Here is a 23066-nt window from a genome sequence, read left to right on the forward strand (position 1 = left end):
GCCGTTCACGCCATGCAGACGTCGCTAGACGGCAGGGCTAAGCGTGGTTCAGTTTTGGGAAGGGCGCTATGGTAATGGAAGGCGGCGCGTTCGTCACCTGCAAAACCGGATGATTTTTCTTAACCTGGCGCAATCTCAAAACAGCCCCATCTGCCCGGTGACCAGCGTGGTGAAGTCGTCGTGCAAGAAAGGGAGTATAGCGTCTGCCACCGGTTGCAGCTGACGTTCGAGGTAGTGCTGATAATCGATGGGCGAATGGCGGGTTTCCAGCGGTTCCGGCCCGGCGACGGTCATCACGTAGCTGATCCAGCCGCCGTTCTGATACTGCAGCGGCCGCCCCTGGCTGCGGTTGTAGTCGTCGGCGATGCGCGCGGCGCGGGCGTGCGGCGGCACGTTGCGCTGATAGTCGTCGAGCTTTCTGCGCAGCCGTTTGCGGTACACCAATTGATCGTCGAAGTCGCCGTTCAGGGTCTTGCCGACGTAGTCACGCACATAGTCCTGGTAGGGCTGTTGTTTGAAGATGCGCTGATAGAGCTGCTGCTGGAACTGCTGCGCCAGCGGCGTCCAGTCGGTGCGCACCGTTTCCAGGCCTTTGTACACCATCTCTTCCTGGCCGTCGGCGCGCGCGATCAGGCCGGCGTAGCGTTTCTTGCTGCCCTGCTCGGCGCCGCGAATGGTCGGCATCAGGAAGCGGGAATAGTGGGTTTCGAACTCCAGCTCCAGCGCGTTCTCCAGCCCGAACTGCTGCTGCAGATGCTGCTGCCACCAGGCGTTGACCCGTTGCATCAGCGCCCGGCCGATCTGCGCCGCCTGTTGCTCGTCATGCGGCTGTTTCAGCCAGACGAAGGTGGAGTCGGTGTCGCCGTAAATCACCTGATAGCCTTCGGCTTCGATCAGCTCGCGGGTTTGGCGCATGATCTCGTGGCCGCGCAGGGTGATCGACGACGCCAGCCGCGGATCGAAGAAGCGGCAGCCGCTCGATCCCAGCACGCCGTAAAGTGCGTTCATGATGATCTTCAACGCCTGCGACAGGGGCTTGTTGTGCTGGCGCTTGGCGGCCTCGCGCCCCTGCCATATCTGTTCGACGATCGCCGGCAGGCAGTGTTTGCTGCGCGAGAAGCGGGCGTTGCGAAAGCCGGGCACCGAGTCGGCGTCGCTGGGGTGGCGCATGCCTTCCACCAACCCGACCGGATCGATCAAGAAGGTGCGGATGATCGACGGGTACAGACTTTTATAGTCCAGCACCAGCACCGAGTCGTACAGGCCGGGCCGGGAATCCATCACAAAGCCGCCAGGGCTGTGTTCCTCCGGCTGTTCGCCGAGGTTGGGGGCGACAAAGCCCAGGCGATGCATGCGCGGCATATAGAGGTGGCTGAAGGCCGCCACCGATCCGCCGCTGCGATCGGCCGCCAGCCCGGTGACGGTGGCGCGTTCCAGCAGGAAGTTGAGCAGGTCGGCCTTGGCGAAAATCCGCGTCACCAGCTCGCAGTCCTTCAGGTTGTAGCGGGCCAGCGCCGGCTTGTCTTCGGCGAAGCGCCGGTCGATCTCCGCCATGCGCTGATAAGGGTTGTCGATCGCCTTGCCTTCACCCAGCAGCGCCTGCGAAACGTATTCCAGGCTGAAGGAGGGAAAATTCCAGGTGGCGGATTTCAGCGCCTCGATGCCGTCGATGATCAGGCGGCCGGCGGCGGCGGCGAAAAAGTGATTCTGCTTGAAACCATGCTCGCGCCATTCCAGCAGGTTGCCGCCGCGCCCCAGCCGCAGCGGGATTTGGTAGCGCTCGGCGTGCTTTTGCAGCACCCGCAGATCGAACTGCACCAGGTTCCAGCCGATGATGGCGTCGGGATCGTGACGTTCCAGCCACGCGTTCAGCCGTTCCAGCAGTTGAGGGCGGCTGGCGCAGTATTCCAGATCGAAATCCAGCGGCTCATCGCCGCCGTTGGCCGGCCCCAGCATGTAGACCTGCCGCTGGCCGCAGCCTTCCAGCGCGATGGAGTAAAGCTCGCCGTGGGCGGTGGTTTCGATATCCAGCGACACCAGTTTTAGCGTTGGGCGGTACTCCGGCGCCGGCTTCATTTGGCCGCTGAGCAACGGCCCATTGCCGTCGCCCTGGCCGTTGAACCACACCGGCGCGGTGATGAAGCGTTCCATCAGGTAGCGCTCGGGCGGGCGAATGTCGGCCTCGTAGACCGTAACGCCGCCTTCCCGCAGCAGTTTTTCCAGCTTGATGAGCTGACGGTGCTGGCGGCAGTACAGCCCCAGCATCGGGCGGTGATGAAAATCCGTCAGCGCCAGCGGTTTCAGTTCGACTTGCCGTTCTTCCCGCAGCAGCAGTTCCGCGCGCGGCTTTTGTTCGGCGGGGATAAACGCCACCGAGGTTTGCGGCGACAAGCGCAGTTGACGCGGGCCCGCGTCGGTCGCCAGCCAAAATTCGACCTCGGTGCCGGCGGGCGTGTCGCGCCAGTGGCGAGTGAGCAGGAAACCCTGTTGCAGTGCTGTCATAACCCCTTCGTCTTCCGCCGGGCGGCGTGCGCGACATTCAGCGAGATGTCGGTTTTGGCGCTAATATAGATAAATTATAGTATGGGTTTTTATACAGTGATTGTCCATTGCCGCGCGGCGTTGCCAAATACGCATACAATTCATCGATTGACTCGTCTGCGGCGGCACTGGAAAATCCTTCGCCCCGTTTGGCCGAATAATCCGCAGAGGTGTAATGGAAGCCTATTTACAAGATTTGATCACCCAGTCACTGGCTTTCACCCTGATGGTCGTCCTGCTGGTCGCTTTTCTCGAGTCGCTGGCGCTGGTAGGGCTGCTGCTGCCCGGCACGGTGATGATGGCCAGCATCGGCGCCCTGATCGGCAGCGGCAAGGTGGACTTCTACTACGCCTGGGTGGCGGGGATCGTCGGCTGCCTGCTCGGCGACTGGATCTCCTATTTCGTCGGCCGCGCCTTCAAAGGGCCCTTGCACCGCTGGTCGTTCCTGAAGAAGAACAAAGCGCTGCTCGACAAAACCGAACACGCCTTGCACCAGCACAGCATGGCGACCGTTCTGATCGGCCGCTTCGTTGGCCCGACGCGCCCGCTGGTGCCGATGGTGGCCGGCATGCTCGATCTGCCGCCGTACAAGTTTGCCTTGCCGAACATCATCGGCTGCCTGACCTGGCCGCCGGTCTATTTTTTCCCCGGCATCCTGGCGGGCGTGGCGATCGACATTCCCGCCGGCGCCAACAGCGCGATGTTCAAGTGGTTGCTGCTCGCCGCGGCGCTCACCCTCTGGCTGGCGGTGTGGCTGAGCTGGCGCTGGTGGCGTGAGGGCAAGCGCAGCGCCGATCGGCTGAGCCGTTGGCTGACGCCGCTGCGGCTGCGCGTGGTGTGCGGATTGAGTTGGCTGGCGGCGTTGGCGGTCGGCTATTTGCTGAGCCAACAGCCGCTGATGCCGGTGTACCGGCATCTGTTGTGGCAGGTGCTGTCCGGGCAATGATTGCGGGGGCATTAGCCCCCGTTCACCTTACTGGAAGAACGCTTCCAGCTGTTCAAATACCCGCACGTCTTCGCTGTGGCGCTTCACCCGCAGCACGTCTTCCAGCTTTTCCACCTGGCTTATCATTTGTTCCAGCCGCTGATCGTCGGCGACCAATAGCCAAATGCGGCTCTGTTGGCCGTCTTTCAACGGCAGACACAGAATGCCTTCGACGTTGAACGCGCGGCGGGCGAACAGCCCGCAAACGTGCGACATCACGCCGGGATGGTTGCGCACCGCCAGCTCCAGGATCACCTGTGGTTTATCTTGTGGTTGCAGCATGGCTTATTCTCCAATCATGTCGATGTTGGCGGCGCCCGGCGGCACCATCGGGAACACTTTTTCGTTGATATCGATCAGCGCGTGGATCAGGCAGGGACCCGGGCGCTGGATCGCCTCAGCCAGTGCCGCCTGAGGATCTTCCGCGGCGTTCAGATCGCAGGTATCCAGCCCGAATCCGGCGGCGATTTTCAGGAAGTCGGTACGCTTCGGATAGGCGGCGGCGAAGATGCGCTGTTGGTAGAACAGGGTTTGCTGCTGGTGCACCAGCCCCAGCGCCTGGTTGTTCATCAAAATGATTTTCACGTCCAGATCGTGCTCGACCGCGGTGGCCATTTCCTGAATGTTCATCATCAGGCTGCCGTCGCCGGAGAAGCACAGCACTTTACGTTCGGGCTCCGCCAACGCCGCGCCGATCGCCGCCGGCAGACCGAAGCCCATGGTGCCCAGGCCGCCCGACGTCAGCCACTGGCGCGGCCGGCTCAGCGGATAGGCCTGCGCTACCCACATCTGATGCTGACCCACGTCGGTGGTGATGATGGCGCTGTCGTCCACGCAGCGCGCGGCGGCCAGCACCAGGCCGTAATGGCTCAGCGGATCGTCGGCGTTCGGCATGTTGAACGGGAATTCGCGCTTCAGATCGTTGACGGTGTTCAGCCACGTGCTGCGCGGCTGCGTGTCGATCTGCGGCAGCAGCTGTTGCAGCACCTGGCCGACGTCGGCATGGATCGCCACGTTGGCCTGTTTGACCTTGCCCAGCTCGGCGCGGTCGATATCCACATGAATGATGGCGGCGTTAGGGCAGAACTGCTCGGTTTTACCGATCGCCCGATCGTCGAAGCGCGCGCCCAGCACGATCAGCAGATCGGCCTCCTGCAGAATGAAGTTGGTGCTGCGCGCGGCGTGCATGCCCAGCATGCCCAGCGACAGCGGGTGTTCCACCGGCATCGCGCCCAGCGCCATCAGCGTCATGGTGGTGGGCAGACCGGCGCGCTCGGCCAGCTCCAGCGCCTGCCGGTGGGCGTCGGCGCAGATGATGCCGCCGCCCAGGTAGAGGATGGGGCGTTTCGCCTGATTGATCATCGCGGCGGCCTGCGAAACCAGCGCCGGATCGAAGCTCGGGGCGGCGTCCGGCACGGCGATTGGCGACAACTCTTCCAGGGTGATGGTGGCGGTCTGCACGTCTTTCGGCACATCGATCCAGACCGGGCCGGGGCGGCCGGACTCGGCGATGCGGAACGCGTCGCCAATCACCTGCGGCAGCTCGCGGATATCGCGCACCAGATGGTTGTGCTTGGTGATCGGGATGGAAATGCCGTAGGTGTCCACTTCCTGGAAGGCGTCGGTGCCGATCATCGAGGAAGGCACCTGCCCGGTGATGCACACCAGCGGAATGGAGTCGAGCTTGGCGTCGGCGATGGCGGTGACCAGGTTGGTGGCGCCCGGCCCGCTGGAGGCGATGCACACCGCCGCTTTGCCGTTGGCGCGCGCCATGCCTTGCGCCATAAAGCCCGCGCCCTGTTCGTGGCGCGCCAGCACGTGGTGAATGCGGGTGCTTTGGCTCAGCGCGTCATACAGCGGCAGCGCGGCGCCGCCAGGGATGCCGGCGACGGTGGTGATGCCCTGACGCTCCAGCAGATGAACGATCAATTGTGCGCCGGTGAAGCGGGTACTCGGTTGAGGCGTGCCCGAAGTTGCCATGTTCCTGTCCTTTCTCAAGGCCGGTGAGCTTTTCTGGGCAGGGTGCTAAAACAAGAAACCCCGCCCGGTTTGCGCCGGCGGGGTTTGGGAATCGATGCGTTGATTCGGACCCTACGGCGCATTGCCGACGACCACCACCACACGCACGACGACCACCGCGGCTGGTAGCGCGGTAACTAGTAGGGTCGAAGTCAGCGAGGATGCGATCACAGGGAACCTTATCATCAGTAAAAAAAGTCAGGTTTTTATAAAAACACAGGCGCAAAATTCGCACAACAGGTTTATTGGCGCAGCATAAAAAACGCGCGTCAGATCACGCTTTACCCGAAATGCCCAGCACGCGCGCTTCCGGTGCGCTGCCGTCCAGCAGGGCCTGCGTCGGGCCGTCGTAGTAGATGCGGCCGTCGACCACCAGCAGCGTGCGCGGCGCGATGCGCGCGGCGTCGTCGAGGTTGTGCGACACCATCAGCAGCGTCAGGTCGCGCTGTTCGCACACCGTCTGCAGCAGCTGCAGCATCTCGTTGCGCAGCGCCGGATCGAGCGCCGAGAAGGGTTCGTCGAGCAGCAGGATCGGCCGCCGGCGAATCAAACAGCGCGCCAGCGCGGCGCGCTGACGCTGACCGCCGGAAAGCTGCGCCGGCAGGCGATCCAGGTGTTCTTCCAGGCCGACCTGACGGGCGATGTGTTCTCGCTGTTGACGCTGCTGCGCAGTCAAGCGCAGACCGGGATCCAACCCCAACCCGATGTTCTGCGCCACCGTCAGGTGCGCGAACAGGTTGTTTTCCTGAAACAGCATCGACACCGGCCGTTTGGCCGGCGGCGTGGCGGTGTGGTCTTCGCCGTTCAGCAGCAGCCGGCCGCTGGCCGCCGGCAGAAAACCGGCGATCAGGCTCAGCAGGGTGCTTTTACCGGCGCCGCTGGGGCCGAGCACCGCGACGCGCTCGCCCGGCTGGATGCGCAAATCAAAGCGCATCGGCAGGTGTTCATACAGATAGGTCAGTTTTTCAAGCGTCAGCATGGCGGCCCGGTAAGCGTTCAATCAGGGTAAACAGCAGGAAGCACAGCAGCAGCAACAGCAGCGCGGTCACCGCTCCGTCCTGGCTGCGGTAGGCGCCAATCTGCTGATACAGGTAAAAAGGCAGGGTACGGAAATGCTCGTTGCCAAACAAGGCGACCACGCCGAAATCGCCGATCGACAGCACGCAGGCGAAGGCCAGCGCCTGCGCCAGCGGGCGGCGCAGGGCGCGCAGTTCAATCAGCCGCAGCCGTCGCCAGCCGCGGATATCCAGCGACAGGCACAGCGGGTTGTAACGTTCGGCGAGGTCGCGCATCGGGTTCTCCAACACCTTCAGCGCATAGGGCACCGCCATCAGCGCATTGGTGAGGATCACCAGCGCATAGGGCGACTGCGGCAACCCGATCGTATCGTTCAGCAGCAGGAAGAACCCGGTGGCCAGCACGATGCCCGGCATCGCCAGGATCACCATGCCGCTCAGCTCCAGCGCTTGGCCGCCGCGCAGCTGCTGCCGCAGTTTCAGCTCGCGGCTGCTCCACAGCAGCATCATCGTGAGCGCCACGCACAGCGCTCCGGCGCCAAGGGCGATGCGCAGCGACGTGAACAACGCCTGCCACAGCACCGGCTGGCGCAGCACGCTGATGATAGCCTGATTGGCGCCGTCGGCGATCACCGCCAGCAGAGGCGGCAGCAGCAGCAGCAGCGCGGCGGCGATCAGCAGAAAATCGCTGATGCGCCGCCACAGGCTGTCTTCCGGGTTGCGCCAGCGCTGGGCGTGGGTATGCCCTACCGGCAATGCCTGGCTCAGGCGTTGGCTGATCAGCACCAGCCCCAGACAACAGCCCAGTTGGATCAGCGCCAGCAGGGCGGCGCGGCCCAGATCGTAGTCGTAACTCAGCGCCTGGTAGATCGCCAGCTCGATGGTGGTGGCCTGCGGCCCGCCGCCCAGTGACAGCACGGTGGCGAAGCTGGCGAAGCACAGCATGAAGATCAGCGCGCCGCTCGGCAGGATTTGGCGGCGCAGCGCCGGCCATTCGACGAAGCGGAACTGCTGCCAGCCGTTCATGCCCAGCTGGGCGGCCAGCTGGCGCTGTTCCACCGGAATATTCTCCAGCGCCTGCAGCAACAGGCGGGTAGCCAGCGGCAGGTTAAAGAACAGGTGCGCCAGCAGAATGCCCTGCAGCCCGTAGGGCGAGAAATCATACTCGACGCCCAGCCAGCCGCACAGCGTCGCCAGCCAGCCCTGGCGCCCATAGACGCTGAGCAGGCCGAACACCGCCACCAGCACCGGCAGCACCAGCGTCATGGCGCACAGTCGCAGCAGCAACTGCCGGCCGGGGAAACGGCGGCGATAGAGCGCGCGCGCCAGCAGAATGGCGGGCAGCACCGAAATCAGCGCCGACAGCAGCGCCTGCAGGAAAGTGAAGCGCACCACGTGCCACAGGTAGCTGTCCTGCCACAGGTCGCGCCAGTCGCTGTCCGGCGCGTGACGCCACAGCGAGCCCATCGCCAGCGCGGCGACCAGCAGGATCATGCCGGCGGCCAGCAGCCCCGGCCAGAGCCAGCGGGGGATCAGCGGCTGACGGCGGTTTGCCATGCCCGGATCCAGCCGCCGCGTTGTGTGGCCACCTCTTCGGCGCTGTATTGCAGCGCGGTATGCGGCACGTTCATCTGTTCAAAGCCGACGGGCAGCGGGGTGTTGATCACCGGGTACATCCAGTTGCCGGTCGGGATGGTGTTCTGGAACGCCGGCGTCACCATGAACTGCATGAAACGCTCCGCCAGCTCAGGCTGTTTGGCGGCCTTCAGTTTGCCGGCCACTTCCACCTGCAGGTAGTGGCCTTCGCTGAACGTGGCGGCGGCGTAGCGGTCTTTTTTCTCGGCGATCAGATGATAGGCGGGGGAGGTGGTGTAGCTGAGCACCAGATCGCCTTCGCCTTTCAGGAACAGGCCGTAGGCTTCGCTCCAGCCTTTGGTGACGGTCACGGTCTTTTTCGCCAGCTGCTGCCAGGCGGCCGGCGCCTTGTCGCCATACACTTTTTGCATCCACAGCAGCAGGCCGAGGCCCGGCGTGCTGGTGCGCGGATCTTCGTAGATCACCTTCCAGTCACGATCGCTGCTGACCAGCTCCTGCAGGCTTTTCGGCGGGTTCTTCAGTTTTTCCTTGTCGTAGACGAAGGCGAAATACCCGTAGTCGTAAGGCACGAAGGTCGCGTCCTGCCAGCCGCCCGGCACCGTCAGTTTGGCGGTGTCCACGCCGCTCGGCGCGAACAGGCCGGTTTGCTGCGCCGCCTGCAGCAGGTTGTTGTCCAGCCCCAGCACCACGTCGGCGGCGCTGTTCTTGCCTTCCATGCGCAGGCGGTTCAGCAGTGAGACGCCGTCTTCCAGCGCCACGAACTTCAGCTCACAGTCGCACTCGGCTTCGAAGGCTTTTTTCACCGCCGGGCCTGGGCCCCAGTCGGCGGCGAAGGAATCGTAGGTGTAAACCGTCAGCGTCGGCTTGGCGAACACCGGTGCGGCGCACAGCAGCAATAAGCAGGGCAGATATTTTTTGACCACGTTGCACTCCTGAAAAATAAGGGGGCAAGGGCATCTGAGGGGGCGAGGCGGCGTCGCCGGTTCGCTGGGCTCAAATCCCTCCGCCGGTATTGACCGGATCAGGTTCGACGGGTGTGCTCTCAGCGGAAAATCGGGCTTATCACGCGGCCCGACTCTCCGCACCCCGTTGAGACGGCGCTATTGTAAAGATTAACCGACCCGGGCGAAAGGCGCTTATGCCTCCGGCGGGGCAAACCAGGCTGACTTGAAGTCGAACCAGCCGAGGGTGTTCATTCGCACGCCGCGCATGCTGCGCTGGCCGTGCAACTGCAGCCAGTGGTGGAACAGCGGATGCAGTTGGTGATTGCTGACCAGGCGCTGGCAGAACTCCGCCAGCGGCAGACGGTTGGCGCGCCACAGCGCCGCATCCTGCGCCAGGTCCTCGCTCATGCAATGCTGCATCAGCGGCAGCTCGTACAGCGTGGCGAACAGCGAAAACTCCAGCGGCAGATAGAAGTTGGCGCTGCCGAGCCACAGATCGCTGCGCGCGTCGCCCTGGTGCCAGGTCGCGTAATCCACGCTTTGCACGATCAGGCGGATGCCGTGCTGCGCCAGCAGCGGCTCGATCGCCTGGCGGATGGCGTGGAACTCCGAATGCTCATTGAAGTGAGTCAGCGTCAGTTCGGTCAGCCCCGCCGGTTTGGGCTGCTGCGCCAGCGCGCGGTTGTGGTGCCAGCGCGGCAGCAGGCCGTACGCCGGCGACCAATAGCGCTGGTAGAGCGGCCCGGCGTGGCTCAGCAGCGAAATGGGGTTGATCAATTCGCACAGCCAGCTGCGCATGGCGGGATCGGCCGCCAAGGGAGAGCGCTGATCGAACAGCAGGAAGTAGCAGCCTTCTTCCAGCCGGCTTTCCAGCTCGCTGTTGCCGGTTTCATCGCCCTGCAGCTGTACGCCGGAGTGCACCAGTTCTTCGGAGAATTCCGGCAGCACCCAGATGTTGACCTCATCGATCAGCGCCCGGTAGCCGAAATAGTCATCGAAGGCGTGGATCTTCATCTGGCTGGGAAGGTTGCGCACCACGCGGTAGGGGCCGGTGCCGATCGGATGGCGGGTGAAGTCCGGCAGATCGCGCCATTCGCGCGGCAGGATCATGGCGTGCACGCTGCCCAGCAGCCAGGGTAACCAGTGGTCGGGGCTGCGCAGATGCACGTCGACAACGAACGGCGTCGGCGAGGTGACGCTTTCGATATGCGAGAACAGCGGTTGCGAGGTCAGACGCGAAAGCGAGCTGATGACGTCCGCCATCTCCAGCTCGCGGCCATGATGAAAATGGATCGCCGGGCGCAGGTAAAACCGCCAGTGCAGCGGCGTCAGCGCCTGCCAATGGTGGGACAGATCGGATTCGAGTTCCCCGTTTTCCTCATTTATGCGCGTCAGGCCGTTGAAGATCTGACGCGCCAAATGGGTCTCGGAACGCCGCAGCGCCGAGCCGGGCAGCAGGTTGTACAACTGCCGATAGTAGAGCACCCGCAGGATATGTTTCCCCTGACGGAAGCTGCGCCCCAGCTGCGACAGCAGCATTTGGCGCACCACGTTTTTGTCGCCCACCAGCTGCACCAACTGATCGATGCGATCCTGCTCCAGCAGCTCCTCGGCCCGCTGTTGCTGCAGCGCCAGGCCGGTGTAATGAAAGGTTAGCCGCGAACGCTTGCCGCGTCCCGACTCCGCCTGCCAGGTGAGCCAGCCCTCCCGCTGCATGGCGCTCAACAGGGAGCGCACGTGGCGCCGCGAGCAGCTCAGCGCCTCCGCCAGTGCCTGCAGCGTGGTGTCGGTGGTTTCACCGTGGCAGCGTTGCCACAGACGGATGAACTGCTGCTGCAATCTGGACGTGGACATAAAAGAGGAACACTCCTGTCTCAACTCGTCAATTTTTCTTTCCCTATATTACGCCGATAATTTTCATCAATGAAAGGGGAGGGCGTAATCATGAAAGCTTTCTTATCCAAATCGTTCTATCAGCGCTATTTCAGCGCGGTGCGTCGGCAGCACGCCGACTGGCTGAGCGTGGTGCCCGAGCAGGCGCGGCTGGCAATATTGGCGCACCTGACGCAATGGGATATCAAAGAGATGAGCGACAAGCAGTATCGCGAGCACCTGTAAGGCGCTGCGGCATAAAAGTTTCTGAGTAATGGTGCTGTTTCACCAGCCAGTGGGTCGCCCCACTGGTTTTTTTATTTGCGGTTAGGGCGATGGACTTGCATTTTCCTCGCCGTGACCTAAGGTTTTTGCTTCTGCTTTGGGATCAGGGAAGAGGATATGGAACGCCTGAGACGGTTATCACTGCGCATCAACCCCATCTTTGCCGCCTTCCTGCTGATCGCTTTTCTCTCCGGCATCGCCGGCGCGTTGCTGACGCCGACGCTCAGCCTGTTTCTGACCACCGAAGTTAAGGTGCGGCCGCTGTGGGTCGGGTTGTTTTACACCGCCAACGCGGTGGCCGGCATCGTCGTCAGCTTCCTGCTGGCCAAACGTTCCGACACCCGCGGCGATCGGCGCAGGCTGATCCTGCTGTGCTGCCTGATGGCGGTCGGCAACTGCCTGCTGTTCGCTTTCAACCGCGACTACATGACGCTGATCACCGCCGGGGTGTTGATGTCCGCCGTTGCCAACACCGCCATGCCGCAGATCTTCGCGCTGGCGCGGGAATACGCCGACAGCGAGGCGCGTGAAGTGGTGATGTTCAGTTCGGTGATGCGCGCCCAGCTTTCGCTGGCGTGGGTGATAGGCCCGCCGCTGTCGTTTGCGCTGGCGCTGAATTACGGCTTTACCGTGATGTTCCTGATCGCCGCCGCCACCTTCGCCATCTGCGTGCTGCTGGTCGGGTTCATGCTGCCTTCGGTGCCGCGCGCGGCGGACGGCGACGGGCTGCGGGACGGCGCTTCCGCGCCGATTGCGCCCGCCAGCGCCTGGCGCAATCGCGACGTGCGTCTGCTGTTCATCGCCTCGATGCTGATGTGGACCTGCAACACCATGTATATCATCGACATGCCGCTGTATATTACCGCCGATCTCGGCCTGCCTGAGGGGCTGGCCGGGGTGCTGATGGGCACCGCTGCCGGGCTGGAGATCCCGGCGATGCTGCTGGCCGGTTACTACGTCAAACGTTTCGGCAAGCGCAACATGATGCTGCTGGCGGTGGCGGCGGGCGTGCTGTTTTACCTCGGGCTGACGGTGCTGGCGACCAAGCCGACCCTGATCGCATTGCAGCTGCTCAACGCGGTGTTTATCGGCATCGTCGCCGGTATCGGCATGCTCTATTTTCAAGATTTGATGCCGGGCCGACCGGGCGCCGCCACCACGCTGTTCACCAACAGCATCTCGACCGGGGTGATCCTGGCCGGGGTGCTGCAGGGCGCGCTGGTGGAGAACCTCGGTCATGGCTCGGTGTATTGGATGGCGGCGCTGCTGGCGCTGGCGGCGCTCTGGATGAGCGCCAAAGTGCGTGAAGTGTGAGGTCAAACGACGGCATTCTTGATGCAAGTCATTGAGAAGGCTGAAGCGGACGCCCAAGCTGAAGGCATATGGAGCGCGATCGTTGCGTCCACGCCCGTCTCGCTATTGAGATGCCGCCTTGTTGTTTAGAACAGTGGGAACGTTATGGATAAACTCACACCGCTCAAACCGCTTCCTTCCCTGTGCGCCCTTGCCGCCACGCTGATCATCTGGTTCCTCATTCCCGTGCCGGAGGGCGTTGCGCCCAACGCCTGGCAGCTGCTGGCGCTGTTTATCGGCACCATCATCGCCATCATCGGCAAGGCGATGCCGATCGGCGCAGTCTCGGTGATTGCCATCGCCCTGGTGGCGGTGACCGGCGTCACCAATCCCGGCAAGCCGGGCGCCGCGCTGGACGACGCGCTCAGCGGTTTTTCCAACCAGCTGATCTGGCTGATCGGCTTTTCTATCATGATCTCCCTCAGCCTGAACAAAACCGGGCTGGGCGCGCGCATCGGCTACTACTTTATCTCGCTGTTCGGTAAAAAAACGCTCGGCATCGCCTACGCATTGACGTTGGCGGAAACCACCCTGGCGCCGGTGACGCCGAGCAACACCGCGCGCGGCGGCGGCATCATTCACCCGATCATGAAATCGATCGCCGACAGCTTTGGTTCCAAACCCGAGCTCAATACCTCCGGCAAGATCGGCCGCTATCTGTCGCTGGTGAACTACAACATTAACCCGGTCACCTCGGCGATGTTTATCACCGCCACGGCGCCTAACCCGCTGATTGTCAGCCTGATCGCCAAAGGCACCCACGGCAGCTTCGAACTGTCCTGGTCGATGTGGGCGATCGCCGCCCTGGTGCCGGGGCTGTGTTCGCTGATCGTGATGCCGCTGGTCATTTATCTGCTGTACCCGCCGGAGGTGAAAAGCACCCCGGACGCGCCGCGTTTCGCCTGCGAAAAGCTGCAGGCGCTGGGGCCGGTGACGCTGCCGGAGAAAATTACTCTCGCGGTGTTCGCGCTGCTGTTGGTGCTGTGGGCCGGCATTCCGGCGATGATTTTCGGCCCGGCGCTGGCGGTCAATCCTACCACCGCGGCGCTGATCGGCCTGGCGGTGCTGCTGGCTACCGGGGTGCTGAGCTGGGAGGATGTGCTGAAGCATAAAGGGGCCTGGGATACCGTCGTGTGGTTCTCGGCGCTGGTGATGATGGCCAGTTTCCTCGGCAAGCTGGGGCTGATCGGCTGGCTGTCGCAGACCGTCGGCAACGGCATCGACCATATGGGCATGAGCTGGGTGGGCGGCACGATCTTGCTGACCATCATTTATCTGTATTCTCACTATTTCTTCGCCAGCACCACCGCACACGTAACGGCGATGTTCGCCGCCTTCTTCGCTGCCGGCATCGCGCTCGGCGCGCCGCCGGCGCTGCTGGGCCTGATCCTGGCGTTCTCTTCTTCGCTGATGATGTCGCTGACGCATTACGGGACCGGCACCGCGCCGATCATCTTTGGCTCCGGCTATGTGACGTTGGGGGAGTGGTGGAAAGCGGGGTTGGTGATGAGCGTGGTTAACCTACTGATCTGGATAGTGATCGGTGGCGCATGGTGGAAGCTGCTGGGCTACTGGTGAGGAAAAAATTCACCCGCCGGGCGGCGGGTGAAGGGGATTAATTCAGAAACGCCGGCTGCTGCGCTTCGTAGCGGGAGATGTCCGCTTCATGCTGCAGCGTCAGGCCGATGCTGTCCAGCCCGTTGATCATGCAGTGGCGGCGGAAGCTGTCTATTTCGAACGGATAGCTTTTGCCACCGGCGTTGACCGTCTGGTTCTCCAGATCCACCACGAACTCCGTACCCTCGTTGGCGTCAACCAGTTTGAACAGCTCATCCACCTGCTGCTCGCTCAGCGTGACCGGCAACAGCTGGTTGTTAAACGAGTTGCCGTAGAAGATATCGGCGAAGCTCGGCGCGATCACCACTTTGAAACCGTAGTCGGTCAGCGCCCAAGGGGCGTGTTCGCGCGAGGAGCCGCAGCCGAAGTTCTCCCGCGCCAACAGGATGCTGGCGCCTTTATAGCGCGGTTTGTTCAGCACGAACTCCGGGTTGGGTTGCTGGCCGGCATCGTCGAGGAAGCGCCAGTCGTTGAACAGGTGCTGGCCGAAACCGGTACGGGTCACCTTCTGTAAAAACTGCTTGGGAATAATGGCGTCGGTGTCGACGTTGGCCGCATCCAAAGGCACCACTAAGCCGGTATGTTGAGTAAATTTAGCCACGTTAGCCCCTTAGTGAATATCACGGATGTCAGCGAAGTGACCGGCGACGGCGGCCGCGGCGGCCATCGCCGGGCTGACCAGGTGGGTGCGCCCACCGCGGCCCTGGCGCCCTTCGAAGTTGCGGTTGCTGGTGGACGCGCAGCGCTCGCCCGGATTCAGACGGTCGTTGTTCATCGCCAGGCACATCGAGCAACCCGGCAAGCGCCATTCGAAACCGGCTTCAATAAAGATTTTGTCCAACCCTTCGGCTTCCGCCTGGGCCTTCACCGGGCCGGAGCCCGGCACCACGATGGCCTGCACGCCGTTGGCGACCTTGCGCCCCTTGGCGATCGCCGCCGCCGCGCGCAGATCTTCGATGCGCGAGTTGGTGCAGGAACCGATGAACACTTTGTCGATCGGCACTTCGGTCAATTTGATGCCCGGCTTCAAATCCATGTAGGCCAGCGCTTTCTCGGCGGAGGCGCGCTCAACCGGATCGTTAAACGATTCCGGCGCCGGGATCGCCTGATTGACGGCGATCACCTGGCCAGGGTTGGTGCCCCAGGTGACCTGCGGCGCGATCTCTTCGGCGCGCAGCGTCACCACGGTATCGAACTGGGCGTCGGCGTCGGACTTCAGAGTGCGCCAGTAAGCGACCGCCTGCTCCCAGTTTTCACCGGTCGGCGCGAACTGACGCCCCTTCAGGTAGGCGAAGGTGGTGTCGTCCGGCGCGACCAACCCGGCTTTGGCGCCCATTTCGATCGCCATGTTGCACAGGGTCATGCGGCCTTCCATGCTCAATGCCTCGATCGCCTTGCCGCAGAACTCCACCACGTGGCCGGTGCCACCGGCGCTGCCGGTTTTGCCGATTACCGCCAGCACGATGTCTTTGGCGGTAATGCCCTCGGCGGCATCGCCGGTGACCTCAATCTTCATGGTTTTGGCCCGGCCCTGCTTCAGGGTCTGGGTCGCCAGCACGTGCTCCACTTCGGAGGTGCCGATGCCGAACGCCAGCGAGCCGAAGGCGCCGTGGGTCGCGGTGTGTGAATCGCCGCAGACGATGGTCATGCCCGGCAGCGTCATGCCTTGCTCCGGCCCGATCACGTGCACGATGCCCTGGAACGGGTGGTTCAGGTCATACAGTGAAACGCCGAATTCCGCGCAGTTCTTGATCAGCTCCTGCATCTGGATGCGAGCCATCTCGCCGCTGGCGTTGATGTCCTTGGTCTGGGTCGACACGTTGTGATCCATGGTGGCGAAGGTTTTGCCGGGCTGGCGCACCTTGCGGCCCATGGCGCGCAGGCCGTCGAACGCCTGCGGCGACGTGACTTCGTGCACCAGGTGACGGTCGATATACAGCAACGGCGTCTCGTTCGGCGCTTCGTGCACCACGTGGGCGTCGTACAATTTCTGGTATAAGGTCTTGGCCATGTTATGCCCCCTGAGCTACAAAGCGAGCGATGATGTCGCCCATTTCATCGGTGCTGACGGCTTTGCCGTCACCGGCCAGATCGGCGGTGCGGTAGCCCTGTTCCAACGCCTGGTTGATGGCGCGCTCTACGGCGTCGGCCGCTTCATCGGCGCCCAGGCTGTAACGCAGCAGCAGGGTGGCGGACAGGATCTGCGCAATCGGGTTGGCGATGCCTTTGCCGGCGATATCCGGCGCGGAACCGCCCGCCGGTTCGTACAGGCCGAAGCCTTGCTCGTTCAGGCTGGCGGACGGCAGCATGCCCATCGAGCCGGTGATCATCGCGCACTCGTCGGACAGGATGTCGCCGAACAGGTTGGAACACAGCAGCACGTCGAACTGGGACGGATCCTTGATCAGCTGCATGGTGGCGTTGTCGATATACATGTGCGACAGCGACACGTCCGGGTAATCCTTGGCGACCTGATTGACCACTTCACGCCACAAGATGGAGCTTTGCAGCACGTTGGCCTTGTCGATCGACGTCACCTTGTGGCGGCGCTTGCGGGCGGATTCGAAGGCGATGCGCGCGATGCGTTCAATCTCGAAACGGTGATACACCTCGGTGTCGAAGGCGCGCTCCTGCATGCCCTGGCCTTCGCGGCCCTTCGGCTGGCCGAAATAGATGCCGCCGGTCAGTTCGCGCACGCACAGAATGTCGAAGCCGCGGGCGGCGATATCGGCGCGCAGCGGGCAGAACGCCTCCAACCCTTGATACAGGCGGGCCGGGCGCAGGTTGCTGAACAGTTTGAAGTGCTTGCGCAGTGGCAACAGCGCGCCGCGTTCCGGCTGCTCGGCCGGCGGCAGGTGTTCCCATTTCGGGCCGCCCACCGAACCGAACAGGATGGCGTCGGCCTGCTCGCAGCCGGCGACGGTCGCCGCCGGCAACGGGCTGCCGTGGCGATCGATGGCGATGCCGCCGACGTCGTACTCGGCGGTGGTGATGCGAATGTCAAAGCGTTGACGCACCGCGTCCAACACTTTGCGCGCCTGAGCCATTACTTCCGGGCCGATACCGTCTCCGGGCAAGACGGCAATGTGATAAGTCTTCGTCATGTTCACACCGTTTCCTGATTATTTTGATGTTTGTTTTGCTGCAGACGCTGTTTTTCTTTTTCTACCTGCTGTGAGCGCCAAATATTGTTCAACACGTGCACCATCGCCTTGGCGGAGGATTCGACGATGTCGGTCGCCAGACCCACGCCATGGAAACGACGGCCGTTATAAGAGACGACGATATCCACCTGGCCCAGCGCATCGCGCCCATGGCCTTTGGCGGTCAACTGGTACTTCACCAGTTCGATCGGGTAATCGGTGATGCGATTGATCGCCTGATAGACCGCATCGACCGGGCCGTTGCCGGTGGCGGCTTCGGCTTTCTCTTCGCCGCCGCAGATCAGTTTCACCGAGGCGGTGGCCATGATGCTGCTGCCGGACTGCACGCTGAAGTAACCCAGGCTGAAGTGTTCCGGTTCTTCCTGTTGTTTGTTGATGAAGGCCAGCGCCTCCAGGTCATAGTCGAACACCTGGCCTTTTTTGTCGGCCAGCTTCAGGAAGGCGGCGTACAGGGTATCCAGGTTGTAGTCCTGCTCCTGGTAGCCCATCTCTTCCATGCGGTGTTTCACCGCCGCGCGGCCGGAGCGGGAAGTCAGGTTCAACTGCACGTCTTTCAGGCCGATCGACTGCGGGGTCATGATTTCGTAGTTTTCGCGGTTCTTCAGCACGCCGTCCTGGTGAATGCCGGAGGAGTGGGCGAAGGCGTTGGCGCCGACGATCGCCTTGTTGGCCGGGATCGGCATGTTGCACAGCTGGCTGACGATCTGGCTGGTGCGGAAGATTTCCTGATGATTGATGTTGGTGTGCACGTTCATGATGTCCTGGCGCACCTTAATCGCCATGATCACCTCTTCCAGCGAACAGTTGCCGGCGCGCTCACCGATGCCGTTCAGGGTGCCTTCCACCTGACGGGCGCCGGCCTGGACCGCGGCAATGGAGTTGCCGACTGCCATGCCCAAATCGTCGTGGCAGTGTACGGAGATGATGGCTTTGTCGATGTTCGGCACGCGGTCATACAAGGTGGTGATGATGCCGCCGAACTGGTTTGGCGTGGTGTAGCCGACGGTATCCGGAATATTGATGGTGGTGGCGCCGGCGTTGATGGCGGCTTCGACCACGCGGCACAGATTGTCGATCGGCGTGCGGCCGGCGTCTTCGCAGGAGAATTCCACGTCGTCGGTATAGTTGCGGGCGCGTTTGACCGAGCGCACTGCCATCTCCAACACTTCGTCGAACGAGCGCTTCAGCTTCGATTCGATGTGCAGGGTGGAGGTGGCCAGGAACACGTGGATACGGAACGCTTCAGCGACGCGCAACGCTTCGGCGGCCACGTCGATGTCTTTGTCCACGCAGCGGGCCAGGCCGCAGACGCGACTGTTCTTGATCTGGCGAGCGATGGTTTGCACCGATTCGAAATCGCCCGGCGAAGAGACCGGGAAGCCGACTTCCATCACGTCAACGCCCATTCTTTCCAGCGCCAGCGCAATCTGAATCTTCTCTTTTACGCTCAGGCTGGCCTGCAATGCCTGTTCGCCATCACGCAGCGTGGTATCGAAAATAATGACTTGTTGGCTCATCGGTGCATTCCTTATCGTGTTGATTTCACGCTAAGCGGGCAAAAAAAAACCCGCGCAGTAGCGCGGGTTTCTTATGGGTGATCGGCTGAGTCAGCTCCGAACTTCGTCCACAGGCATACCGCGCAAACAAGATGCGTTGAGTAGTAGGCCTAGTAGACGGTGAGTACGGATCATAATGGTTCAGCTTCTCTTAAATTGGGTGTCTGCCTAATTTGATACGTGATTGGCCTGGCGATGTCAACACCTGATTGAATGCGGGGACAATGCACCGGCTATGCGTCCAAACAGAGGATCATTCGGTAAAAATGCAGCGCTATAGAGAAAAAATGGGAGCAGTTTGCGCGCTGCTTAGCATAAACGAATCGAATATATACTGCGCTAATTGCTTCTGGATTTTGTTGGGTTAAGATTTGTGATGAAAAAATAAGGAGGATTAATCACGGGAGGAAACAAAATAACATTTTTAATGCGAATGATTTAAATTGAATTCATATGATTAATTGATTGTTTTAGTCATAATATAACAAAATAATGCGATTTTACACAAAGCGATTGATGTTTTTAGATGGTTTGATTGCTTATGATGTGTTTTTATAGTTTGTCTCATACAGTGGGGTTACGTTGTTTAATTGTATTAATCATTGTTAATACCTAATTATTAGTACCACCCAGGTGGCATTCTTCCTGCTGACGGTAGAAGTGACTGATATGCATTCCATATACGACTTAAATCGTGTCGATAACACGAGGTTTTTTATCGGCTGATGACGGTAATGGCAGGATTTGTCGTGCAAAGATAAGACAATGCGGCGTTTCATTGTTTGTCGAGCATAAGGATTAGATTATCTACACAGGATTTAGTGGAGTGAAATATGGCTGAATATGATTCAGAAATCGCCATGGTCAAAGAGCCGGCGGACATCCATTTGCGCAGCGTCGATCTTAATTTGCTGACGGTGTTTGACGCCGTGATGCAAATGCAAAATATTACGCGAGCCGCTAATTCGTTAGGGATGTCGCAGCCGGCGGTGAGCAACGCGGTAGCGCGTCTGAAGGTGATGTTCAACGACGAGCTGTTCGTGCGCTGCGGGCGCGGGATCCAGCCCACCATGCGGGCCAGGCAGCTGTTCGGGCCGGTGCGGCAAGCGCTGCAGCTGGTGCAAAATGAGTTGCCGGGATCTGAGTTTGAGCCGCTGACCAGCACGCGAGCGTTCTCCCTGTCCCTGTGCAGCCCGCTCGATTTGCGTCTGGGCGCCGGGATAATCAATCACGTCAAACAGATAGCGCCGCAGCTTAACCTGCAAATAAAGTCATACATTAACAATAATATTGAACATCAATTGCGTTATCAGGACGTCGAATTTGTCATCGGCTACAGCCGTTTCGAGTCGGCGGAGTTTCGCAGCCTGGCGATGTTCGACGACGAATTAGTGCTGGCGGTTGCGCAGGCGCACCCGCGAATAGGGGAGGAGGTGACGCCGGAACACATGTTGGCCGAACAGCACGCGGCGGTTTCCCTGGAAAGTTTTGGATCGTTCAGTAAACCTTTCTATTTAGAGGAGCCGATGCTGCGCGCCGTGACACAACAGTGCACGGACCTCTACAGCGTGTTGAATATGGTGTCGCAAACGGAAATGGTGGCGATTGCGCCCGCCTGGTTGGTGCGGCAACAGACGGAGGCGTTGAAAATAAAGGCGGTTCCTTTGTGCGCCAATCACAATAAAGCGACCTGCTATCTTTCCTGGCATGAATCCTCCGAACGGGATAAAGGGCACCAGTGGATGAAGTCCGTCCTGATTGAGGCGGGTAACCCAAAGTAAAGCGATAAAAAATGGGGATATATAAAGATAATATTCAACTGAGCGTTTTTTTCTCATGATAAAAACTAAGAACTATCTGGGTTTTTATTAAGATGTTTCTTGGTTTTGCGGCGATTAAATAACTTATTTTCAGGGTGAGTTGGTTCGTTTACCAAAAATAATTAATATAAATTAATATTCTGATTTTTACTTTACGACTGGTATTTTTAACTAACTCGATGCGGCGGCCCGGATGGGCCGCGTTTTATTGCCGCCAGCAAACCTTTTCCTTCCCGTTCTGTCCAACCCATGAAAGCGCGAAAGCCGGCCTGAGTTTTGGCTCACACTTCTACGCTGAAATCGCTTTTCCCCCTGCCTGAGAGTAGGTAGACTGCGCGGAAAAAAGTAAACACGTGTAAGCTGAGATGAGGGCCGTAAGGCGTCGTTCAGGCTTAACTGTATGATTCATTTCAGGCTTAGAGCACTATGATCACTAATCTGCTGCAATACCATTTGATCCATCGTATACAGCATCAAATCACCCACCGAGCCGATCGCACAGCTTTTCGCCAATGGTCGCCCAACGGCGAGTTTCAACTGACCTGGGAAGAGGCCGCCGTTCGCATCGATCGCATTGCCGCCGGGCTGTTGGCCCTGGGGGCCGAAGTGCAAGAGCGCATCGGCATTTTCGCCAATAACGGCATGGCCTGGTCGCTGGCCGATCTCGCGATTCTCCACCTGCGCGGCGTCAGCGTGCCGCTCTATTCCACCAATACGCCGGCGCAGGCGGCCTTCGTCATCAACGACGCCGACATTCGCATACTGTTCGTCGGCGAACAGGCGCAGTTGGACGCGGCCATCGCGCTGCGCGGCGTTTGCCCACAGCTGCGCCATATTATCGTGTTTGACCAAGATGCCGACCTGCGCGGCTGCGAGATAGCGCGACACCTGAGCGCCTTCGAGCATGCCGCCGATCCGACGGCTTTTATCGCTCAACGTCGGCAGCGCATTGAAGAGTGCGACCTGCAGGACCTCTTCACCCTGATCTATACCTCGGGCACCACCGGCGAGCCCAAAGGGGTGATGCTGGATTACCGCAACCTGGCGGCGCAGCTCTACCTGCATGATGAGAGACTGACGGTCGGCGAAGAGGATGTGTCGCTCAGTTTCCTGCCGCTGTCGCATGTGTTCGAGCGTGCCTGGAGCTTCTTTGTCATGCATTCCGGCGCGCAGAACGTCTTCCTGCCGAACACCGACTGGGTGCGGGAAGCGATGGGGCAGGTTCGCCCGACGCTGATGTGCGCGGTACCGCGTTTCTACGAGAAGATTTTCAGCGCGGTGCATGAAAAAGTGGCGCGCGCGCCTTGGCTGCGCCGCGCGCTGTTCCACTGGGCGATCGTCTGCGGGGAGCGCAAGTTCCTTCAGGAGCGGGCCGGCAAACCGTTGGGTAAACTGTTCGAACTCTCTCATCGCTGGGCCGACAAGCTGGTATTGAGCAAGCTGCGCGGCATCCTCGGCGGCCGGGTGCGCTTCCTGCCGGCGGCGGGCGCCAAGCTGGATGACAATGTGATCCTGTTTTTCCAGGCGATGGGCGTCAATATCAAGTACGGCTATGGCATGACCGAAACCTGTGCGACCGTGTCCTGCTGGGAAGAAGGGCATTTCCGCTTCGGCTCTATCGGCAAACCGCTGCCGGAGGTCGAGGTGCGCATCGGTGAAGAAAATGAAATCCAGGTGCGCGGGCCGATCGTGATGCGCGGCTATTTCAACAAACCGTTGGAAACCGCCGCGACCTTTACCGCAGACGGCTGGCTGAAAACCGGCGATGCCGGGGCGATCGATGAAGAGGGCAATCTGTTCATCACCGAGCGCCTTAAGGATTTGATGAAAACCTCCGGCGGCAAATACATCGCGCCGCAGATGCTGGAAGGCACGCTGGCGCAGGACCGCTTTATCGAGCAGGTGGCGATCATCGCCGATGCGCGCAAGTTCGTTTCCGCGCTGATCGTGCCGTGCTTTGAGTCGCTGGAAGAGTACGCGAAGTCAGTCAACCTGAAGTATCAGGATCGCCTGGAGCTGCTGCGCAACGGTGAAATCCTCGAGATGTTCGAAAAGCGTCTGCGCGAGATGCAAAAGGAGCTGGCGCGCTTCGAGCAGGTGAAGAAGTTCACGCTGCTGCCGGCGGCCTTTTCCATGGAGCTGGGGGAGCTGACGCCAACGCTGAAGCTGCGCCGCAAAGTGATCCTGCAGCGCTATCAGCGTGAAATCGACTCCATGTATCAGGAACAGGGCTGAGGCCGCCGCCGGACCGCGCGTTCGGCGAAAAAAACGGCATATTCTTCGCCTGATTTAGTTCTG

The 23066-nt window shown here is 61.0% G+C and carries 18 protein-coding genes and 1 riboswitch; of the genes, 6 read left to right on the plus strand and 12 right to left on the minus strand.

The window, feature by feature from the left end; all coding sequences use genetic code 11:
- Nucleotides 1-135 precede the first annotated feature (135 nt).
- Nucleotides 136-2502: a DNA polymerase II gene (locus EDY99_RS00230; protein ID WP_123061381.1), complete on the minus strand. Its 2367-nt coding sequence runs from the start codon at nucleotides 2500-2502 to the stop codon at nucleotides 136-138.
- Between the two features lie 214 nt (nucleotides 2503-2716).
- On the opposite strand from EDY99_RS00230, the gene EDY99_RS00235 reads away from it, so the two are divergent.
- The gene (locus EDY99_RS00235) at nucleotides 2717-3487 is read left to right on the plus strand and encodes a DedA family protein (protein ID WP_123061382.1); all 771 of its coding nucleotides are present in this window, start codon (nucleotides 2717-2719) and stop codon (nucleotides 3485-3487) included.
- 27 nt (nucleotides 3488-3514) lie between these two features.
- Here the strand turns inward: EDY99_RS00235 and ilvN are convergent, their stop codons facing one another.
- From ilvN to sgrR, 7 genes are all read right to left on the minus strand, one after another.
- A complete protein-coding gene (gene ilvN / locus EDY99_RS00240) occupies nucleotides 3515-3808 on the minus strand; it encodes an acetolactate synthase small subunit (protein WP_033641839.1) in 294 nt (97 codons plus the stop codon).
- A 3-nt stretch (nucleotides 3809-3811) separates the two neighbouring features.
- The gene (ilvB, locus tag EDY99_RS00245; RefSeq protein ID WP_123061383.1) at nucleotides 3812-5506 is read right to left on the minus strand and encodes an acetolactate synthase large subunit; all 1695 of its coding nucleotides are present in this window, start codon (nucleotides 5504-5506) and stop codon (nucleotides 3812-3814) included.
- A gap of 111 nt (nucleotides 5507-5617) precedes the next feature.
- On the minus strand, nucleotides 5618-5731 hold the full coding sequence (gene ivbL / locus EDY99_RS00250; protein ID WP_154747116.1) for an ilvB operon leader peptide IvbL: 114 nt from the start codon (nucleotides 5729-5731) through the stop codon (nucleotides 5618-5620).
- Nucleotides 5732-5819: 88 nt separating this feature from the next.
- Nucleotides 5820-6524 carry a thiamine ABC transporter ATP-binding protein ThiQ gene (thiQ, locus tag EDY99_RS00255; protein WP_046688226.1) on the minus strand — a complete coding sequence of 235 codons (705 nt, stop codon included), beginning with the start codon at nucleotides 6522-6524 and terminating at the stop codon, nucleotides 5820-5822.
- Nucleotides 6511-8118, minus strand: a complete 1608-nt coding sequence (thiP, locus tag EDY99_RS00260) for a thiamine/thiamine pyrophosphate ABC transporter permease ThiP (RefSeq protein WP_096242809.1) — start codon at nucleotides 8116-8118, stop codon at nucleotides 6511-6513. The genes thiQ and thiP overlap by 14 nt, the downstream gene beginning before the upstream one ends.
- Nucleotides 8094-9080, minus strand: coding sequence for a thiamine ABC transporter substrate binding subunit (gene thiB / locus EDY99_RS00265; protein WP_042783680.1), 987 nt, complete (start codon nucleotides 9078-9080; stop codon nucleotides 8094-8096). The genes thiP and thiB overlap by 25 nt, the downstream gene beginning before the upstream one ends.
- A 57-nt stretch (nucleotides 9081-9137) precedes the next feature.
- Nucleotides 9138-9256: riboswitch (TPP riboswitch) on the minus strand.
- A gap of 37 nt (nucleotides 9257-9293) precedes the next feature.
- Complete coding sequence (gene sgrR, locus EDY99_RS00270) at nucleotides 9294-10955, minus strand: HTH-type transcriptional regulator SgrR (protein ID WP_033641844.1); 1662 nt, start codon at nucleotides 10953-10955, stop codon at nucleotides 9294-9296.
- Nucleotides 10956-11045: 90 nt separating this feature from the next.
- Between sgrR and sgrT the strand changes: the two genes are divergently transcribed.
- From sgrT to EDY99_RS00285, 3 genes are all read left to right on the plus strand, one after another.
- Nucleotides 11046-11219, plus strand: coding sequence for a glucose uptake inhibitor SgrT (gene sgrT / locus EDY99_RS00275; RefSeq protein ID WP_071883530.1), 174 nt, complete (start codon nucleotides 11046-11048; stop codon nucleotides 11217-11219).
- 156 nt (nucleotides 11220-11375) lie between these two features.
- Nucleotides 11376-12572: an MFS transporter gene (locus EDY99_RS00280; RefSeq protein ID WP_042783681.1), complete on the plus strand. Its 1197-nt coding sequence runs from the start codon at nucleotides 11376-11378 to the stop codon at nucleotides 12570-12572.
- Nucleotides 12573-12716: 144 nt separating this feature from the next.
- Nucleotides 12717-14189, plus strand: a complete 1473-nt coding sequence (locus EDY99_RS00285; RefSeq protein ID WP_033641846.1) for a DASS family sodium-coupled anion symporter — start codon at nucleotides 12717-12719, stop codon at nucleotides 14187-14189.
- A 37-nt stretch (nucleotides 14190-14226) separates the two neighbouring features.
- Here EDY99_RS00285 and leuD read toward each other — a convergent pair whose 3' ends face one another.
- The 4 genes from leuD to leuA are packed head-to-tail and all read right to left on the minus strand — an operon-like array spanning nucleotide 14227 to nucleotide 18909.
- Nucleotides 14227-14829, minus strand: a complete 603-nt coding sequence (leuD, locus tag EDY99_RS00290) for a 3-isopropylmalate dehydratase small subunit (RefSeq protein WP_025159634.1) — start codon at nucleotides 14827-14829, stop codon at nucleotides 14227-14229.
- Nucleotides 14830-14838: 9 nt separating this feature from the next.
- Complete coding sequence (leuC, locus tag EDY99_RS00295) at nucleotides 14839-16239, minus strand: 3-isopropylmalate dehydratase large subunit (RefSeq protein ID WP_033651676.1); 1401 nt, start codon at nucleotides 16237-16239, stop codon at nucleotides 14839-14841.
- Between the two features lies 1 nt (nucleotide 16240).
- Entirely contained in the window at nucleotides 16241-17332 is a 1092-nt protein-coding gene (leuB, locus tag EDY99_RS00300) for a 3-isopropylmalate dehydrogenase (RefSeq protein WP_025159635.1), read from the minus strand.
- A 2-nt stretch (nucleotides 17333-17334) separates the two neighbouring features.
- Entirely contained in the window at nucleotides 17335-18909 is a 1575-nt protein-coding gene (gene leuA, locus EDY99_RS00305) for a 2-isopropylmalate synthase (RefSeq protein ID WP_033641848.1), read from the minus strand.
- Nucleotides 18910-19781: 872 nt separating this feature from the next.
- Between leuA and leuO the strand changes: the two genes are divergently transcribed.
- Together leuO and EDY99_RS00320 are read left to right on the plus strand one after the other, a co-directional pair.
- Complete coding sequence (leuO, locus tag EDY99_RS00315) at nucleotides 19782-20729, plus strand: transcriptional regulator LeuO (RefSeq protein WP_033641849.1); 948 nt, start codon at nucleotides 19782-19784, stop codon at nucleotides 20727-20729.
- 465 nt (nucleotides 20730-21194) lie between these two features.
- Nucleotides 21195-23003, plus strand: a complete 1809-nt coding sequence (locus EDY99_RS00320; RefSeq protein ID WP_047025199.1) for a long-chain fatty acid--CoA ligase — start codon at nucleotides 21195-21197, stop codon at nucleotides 23001-23003.
- The last annotated feature ends 63 nt before the right edge of the window (nucleotides 23004-23066 follow it).

The sequence above is a fragment of the Serratia sp. LS-1 genome (genome assembly GCF_003719595.1).
Taxonomy (GTDB): Bacteria; Pseudomonadota; Gammaproteobacteria; order Enterobacterales; family Enterobacteriaceae; genus Serratia; species Serratia ureilytica.

What these genes read in the sequence shown, in the direction of transcription:
- ilvB (WP_123061383.1), bottom strand. Translation starts at nt 5,506, where the DNA reads ATGGCAACTTCGGGCACGCCTCAACCGAGTACCCGCTTCACCGGCGCA.
- leuA (WP_033641848.1), bottom strand. Translation starts at nt 18,909, where the DNA reads ATGAGCCAACAAGTCATTATTTTCGATACCACGCTGCGTGATGGCGAA.
- sgrR (WP_033641844.1), bottom strand. Translation starts at nt 10,955, where the DNA reads ATGTCCACGTCCAGATTGCAGCAGCAGTTCATCCGTCTGTGGCAACGC.
- leuO (WP_033641849.1), top strand. Translation starts at nt 19,782, where the DNA reads ATGGCTGAATATGATTCAGAAATCGCCATGGTCAAAGAGCCGGCGGAC.
- sgrT (WP_071883530.1), top strand. Translation starts at nt 11,046, where the DNA reads ATGAAAGCTTTCTTATCCAAATCGTTCTATCAGCGCTATTTCAGCGCG.
- EDY99_RS00230 (WP_123061381.1), bottom strand. Translation starts at nt 2,502, where the DNA reads ATGACAGCACTGCAACAGGGTTTCCTGCTCACTCGCCACTGGCGCGAC.
- leuC (WP_033651676.1), bottom strand. Translation starts at nt 16,239, where the DNA reads ATGGCCAAGACCTTATACCAGAAATTGTACGACGCCCACGTGGTGCAC.
- thiP (WP_096242809.1), bottom strand. Translation starts at nt 8,118, where the DNA reads ATGGCAAACCGCCGTCAGCCGCTGATCCCCCGCTGGCTCTGGCCGGGG.
- EDY99_RS00280 (WP_042783681.1), top strand. Translation starts at nt 11,376, where the DNA reads ATGGAACGCCTGAGACGGTTATCACTGCGCATCAACCCCATCTTTGCC.
- EDY99_RS00320 (WP_047025199.1), top strand. Translation starts at nt 21,195, where the DNA reads ATGATCACTAATCTGCTGCAATACCATTTGATCCATCGTATACAGCAT.
- ivbL (WP_154747116.1), bottom strand. Translation starts at nt 5,731, where the DNA reads ATGATAAGGTTCCCTGTGATCGCATCCTCGCTGACTTCGACCCTACTA.
- thiQ (WP_046688226.1), bottom strand. Translation starts at nt 6,524, where the DNA reads ATGCTGACGCTTGAAAAACTGACCTATCTGTATGAACACCTGCCGATG.
- ilvN (WP_033641839.1), bottom strand. Translation starts at nt 3,808, where the DNA reads ATGCTGCAACCACAAGATAAACCACAGGTGATCCTGGAGCTGGCGGTG.
- EDY99_RS00235 (WP_123061382.1), top strand. Translation starts at nt 2,717, where the DNA reads ATGGAAGCCTATTTACAAGATTTGATCACCCAGTCACTGGCTTTCACC.
- EDY99_RS00285 (WP_033641846.1), top strand. Translation starts at nt 12,717, where the DNA reads ATGGATAAACTCACACCGCTCAAACCGCTTCCTTCCCTGTGCGCCCTT.
- leuB (WP_025159635.1), bottom strand. Translation starts at nt 17,332, where the DNA reads ATGACGAAGACTTATCACATTGCCGTCTTGCCCGGAGACGGTATCGGC.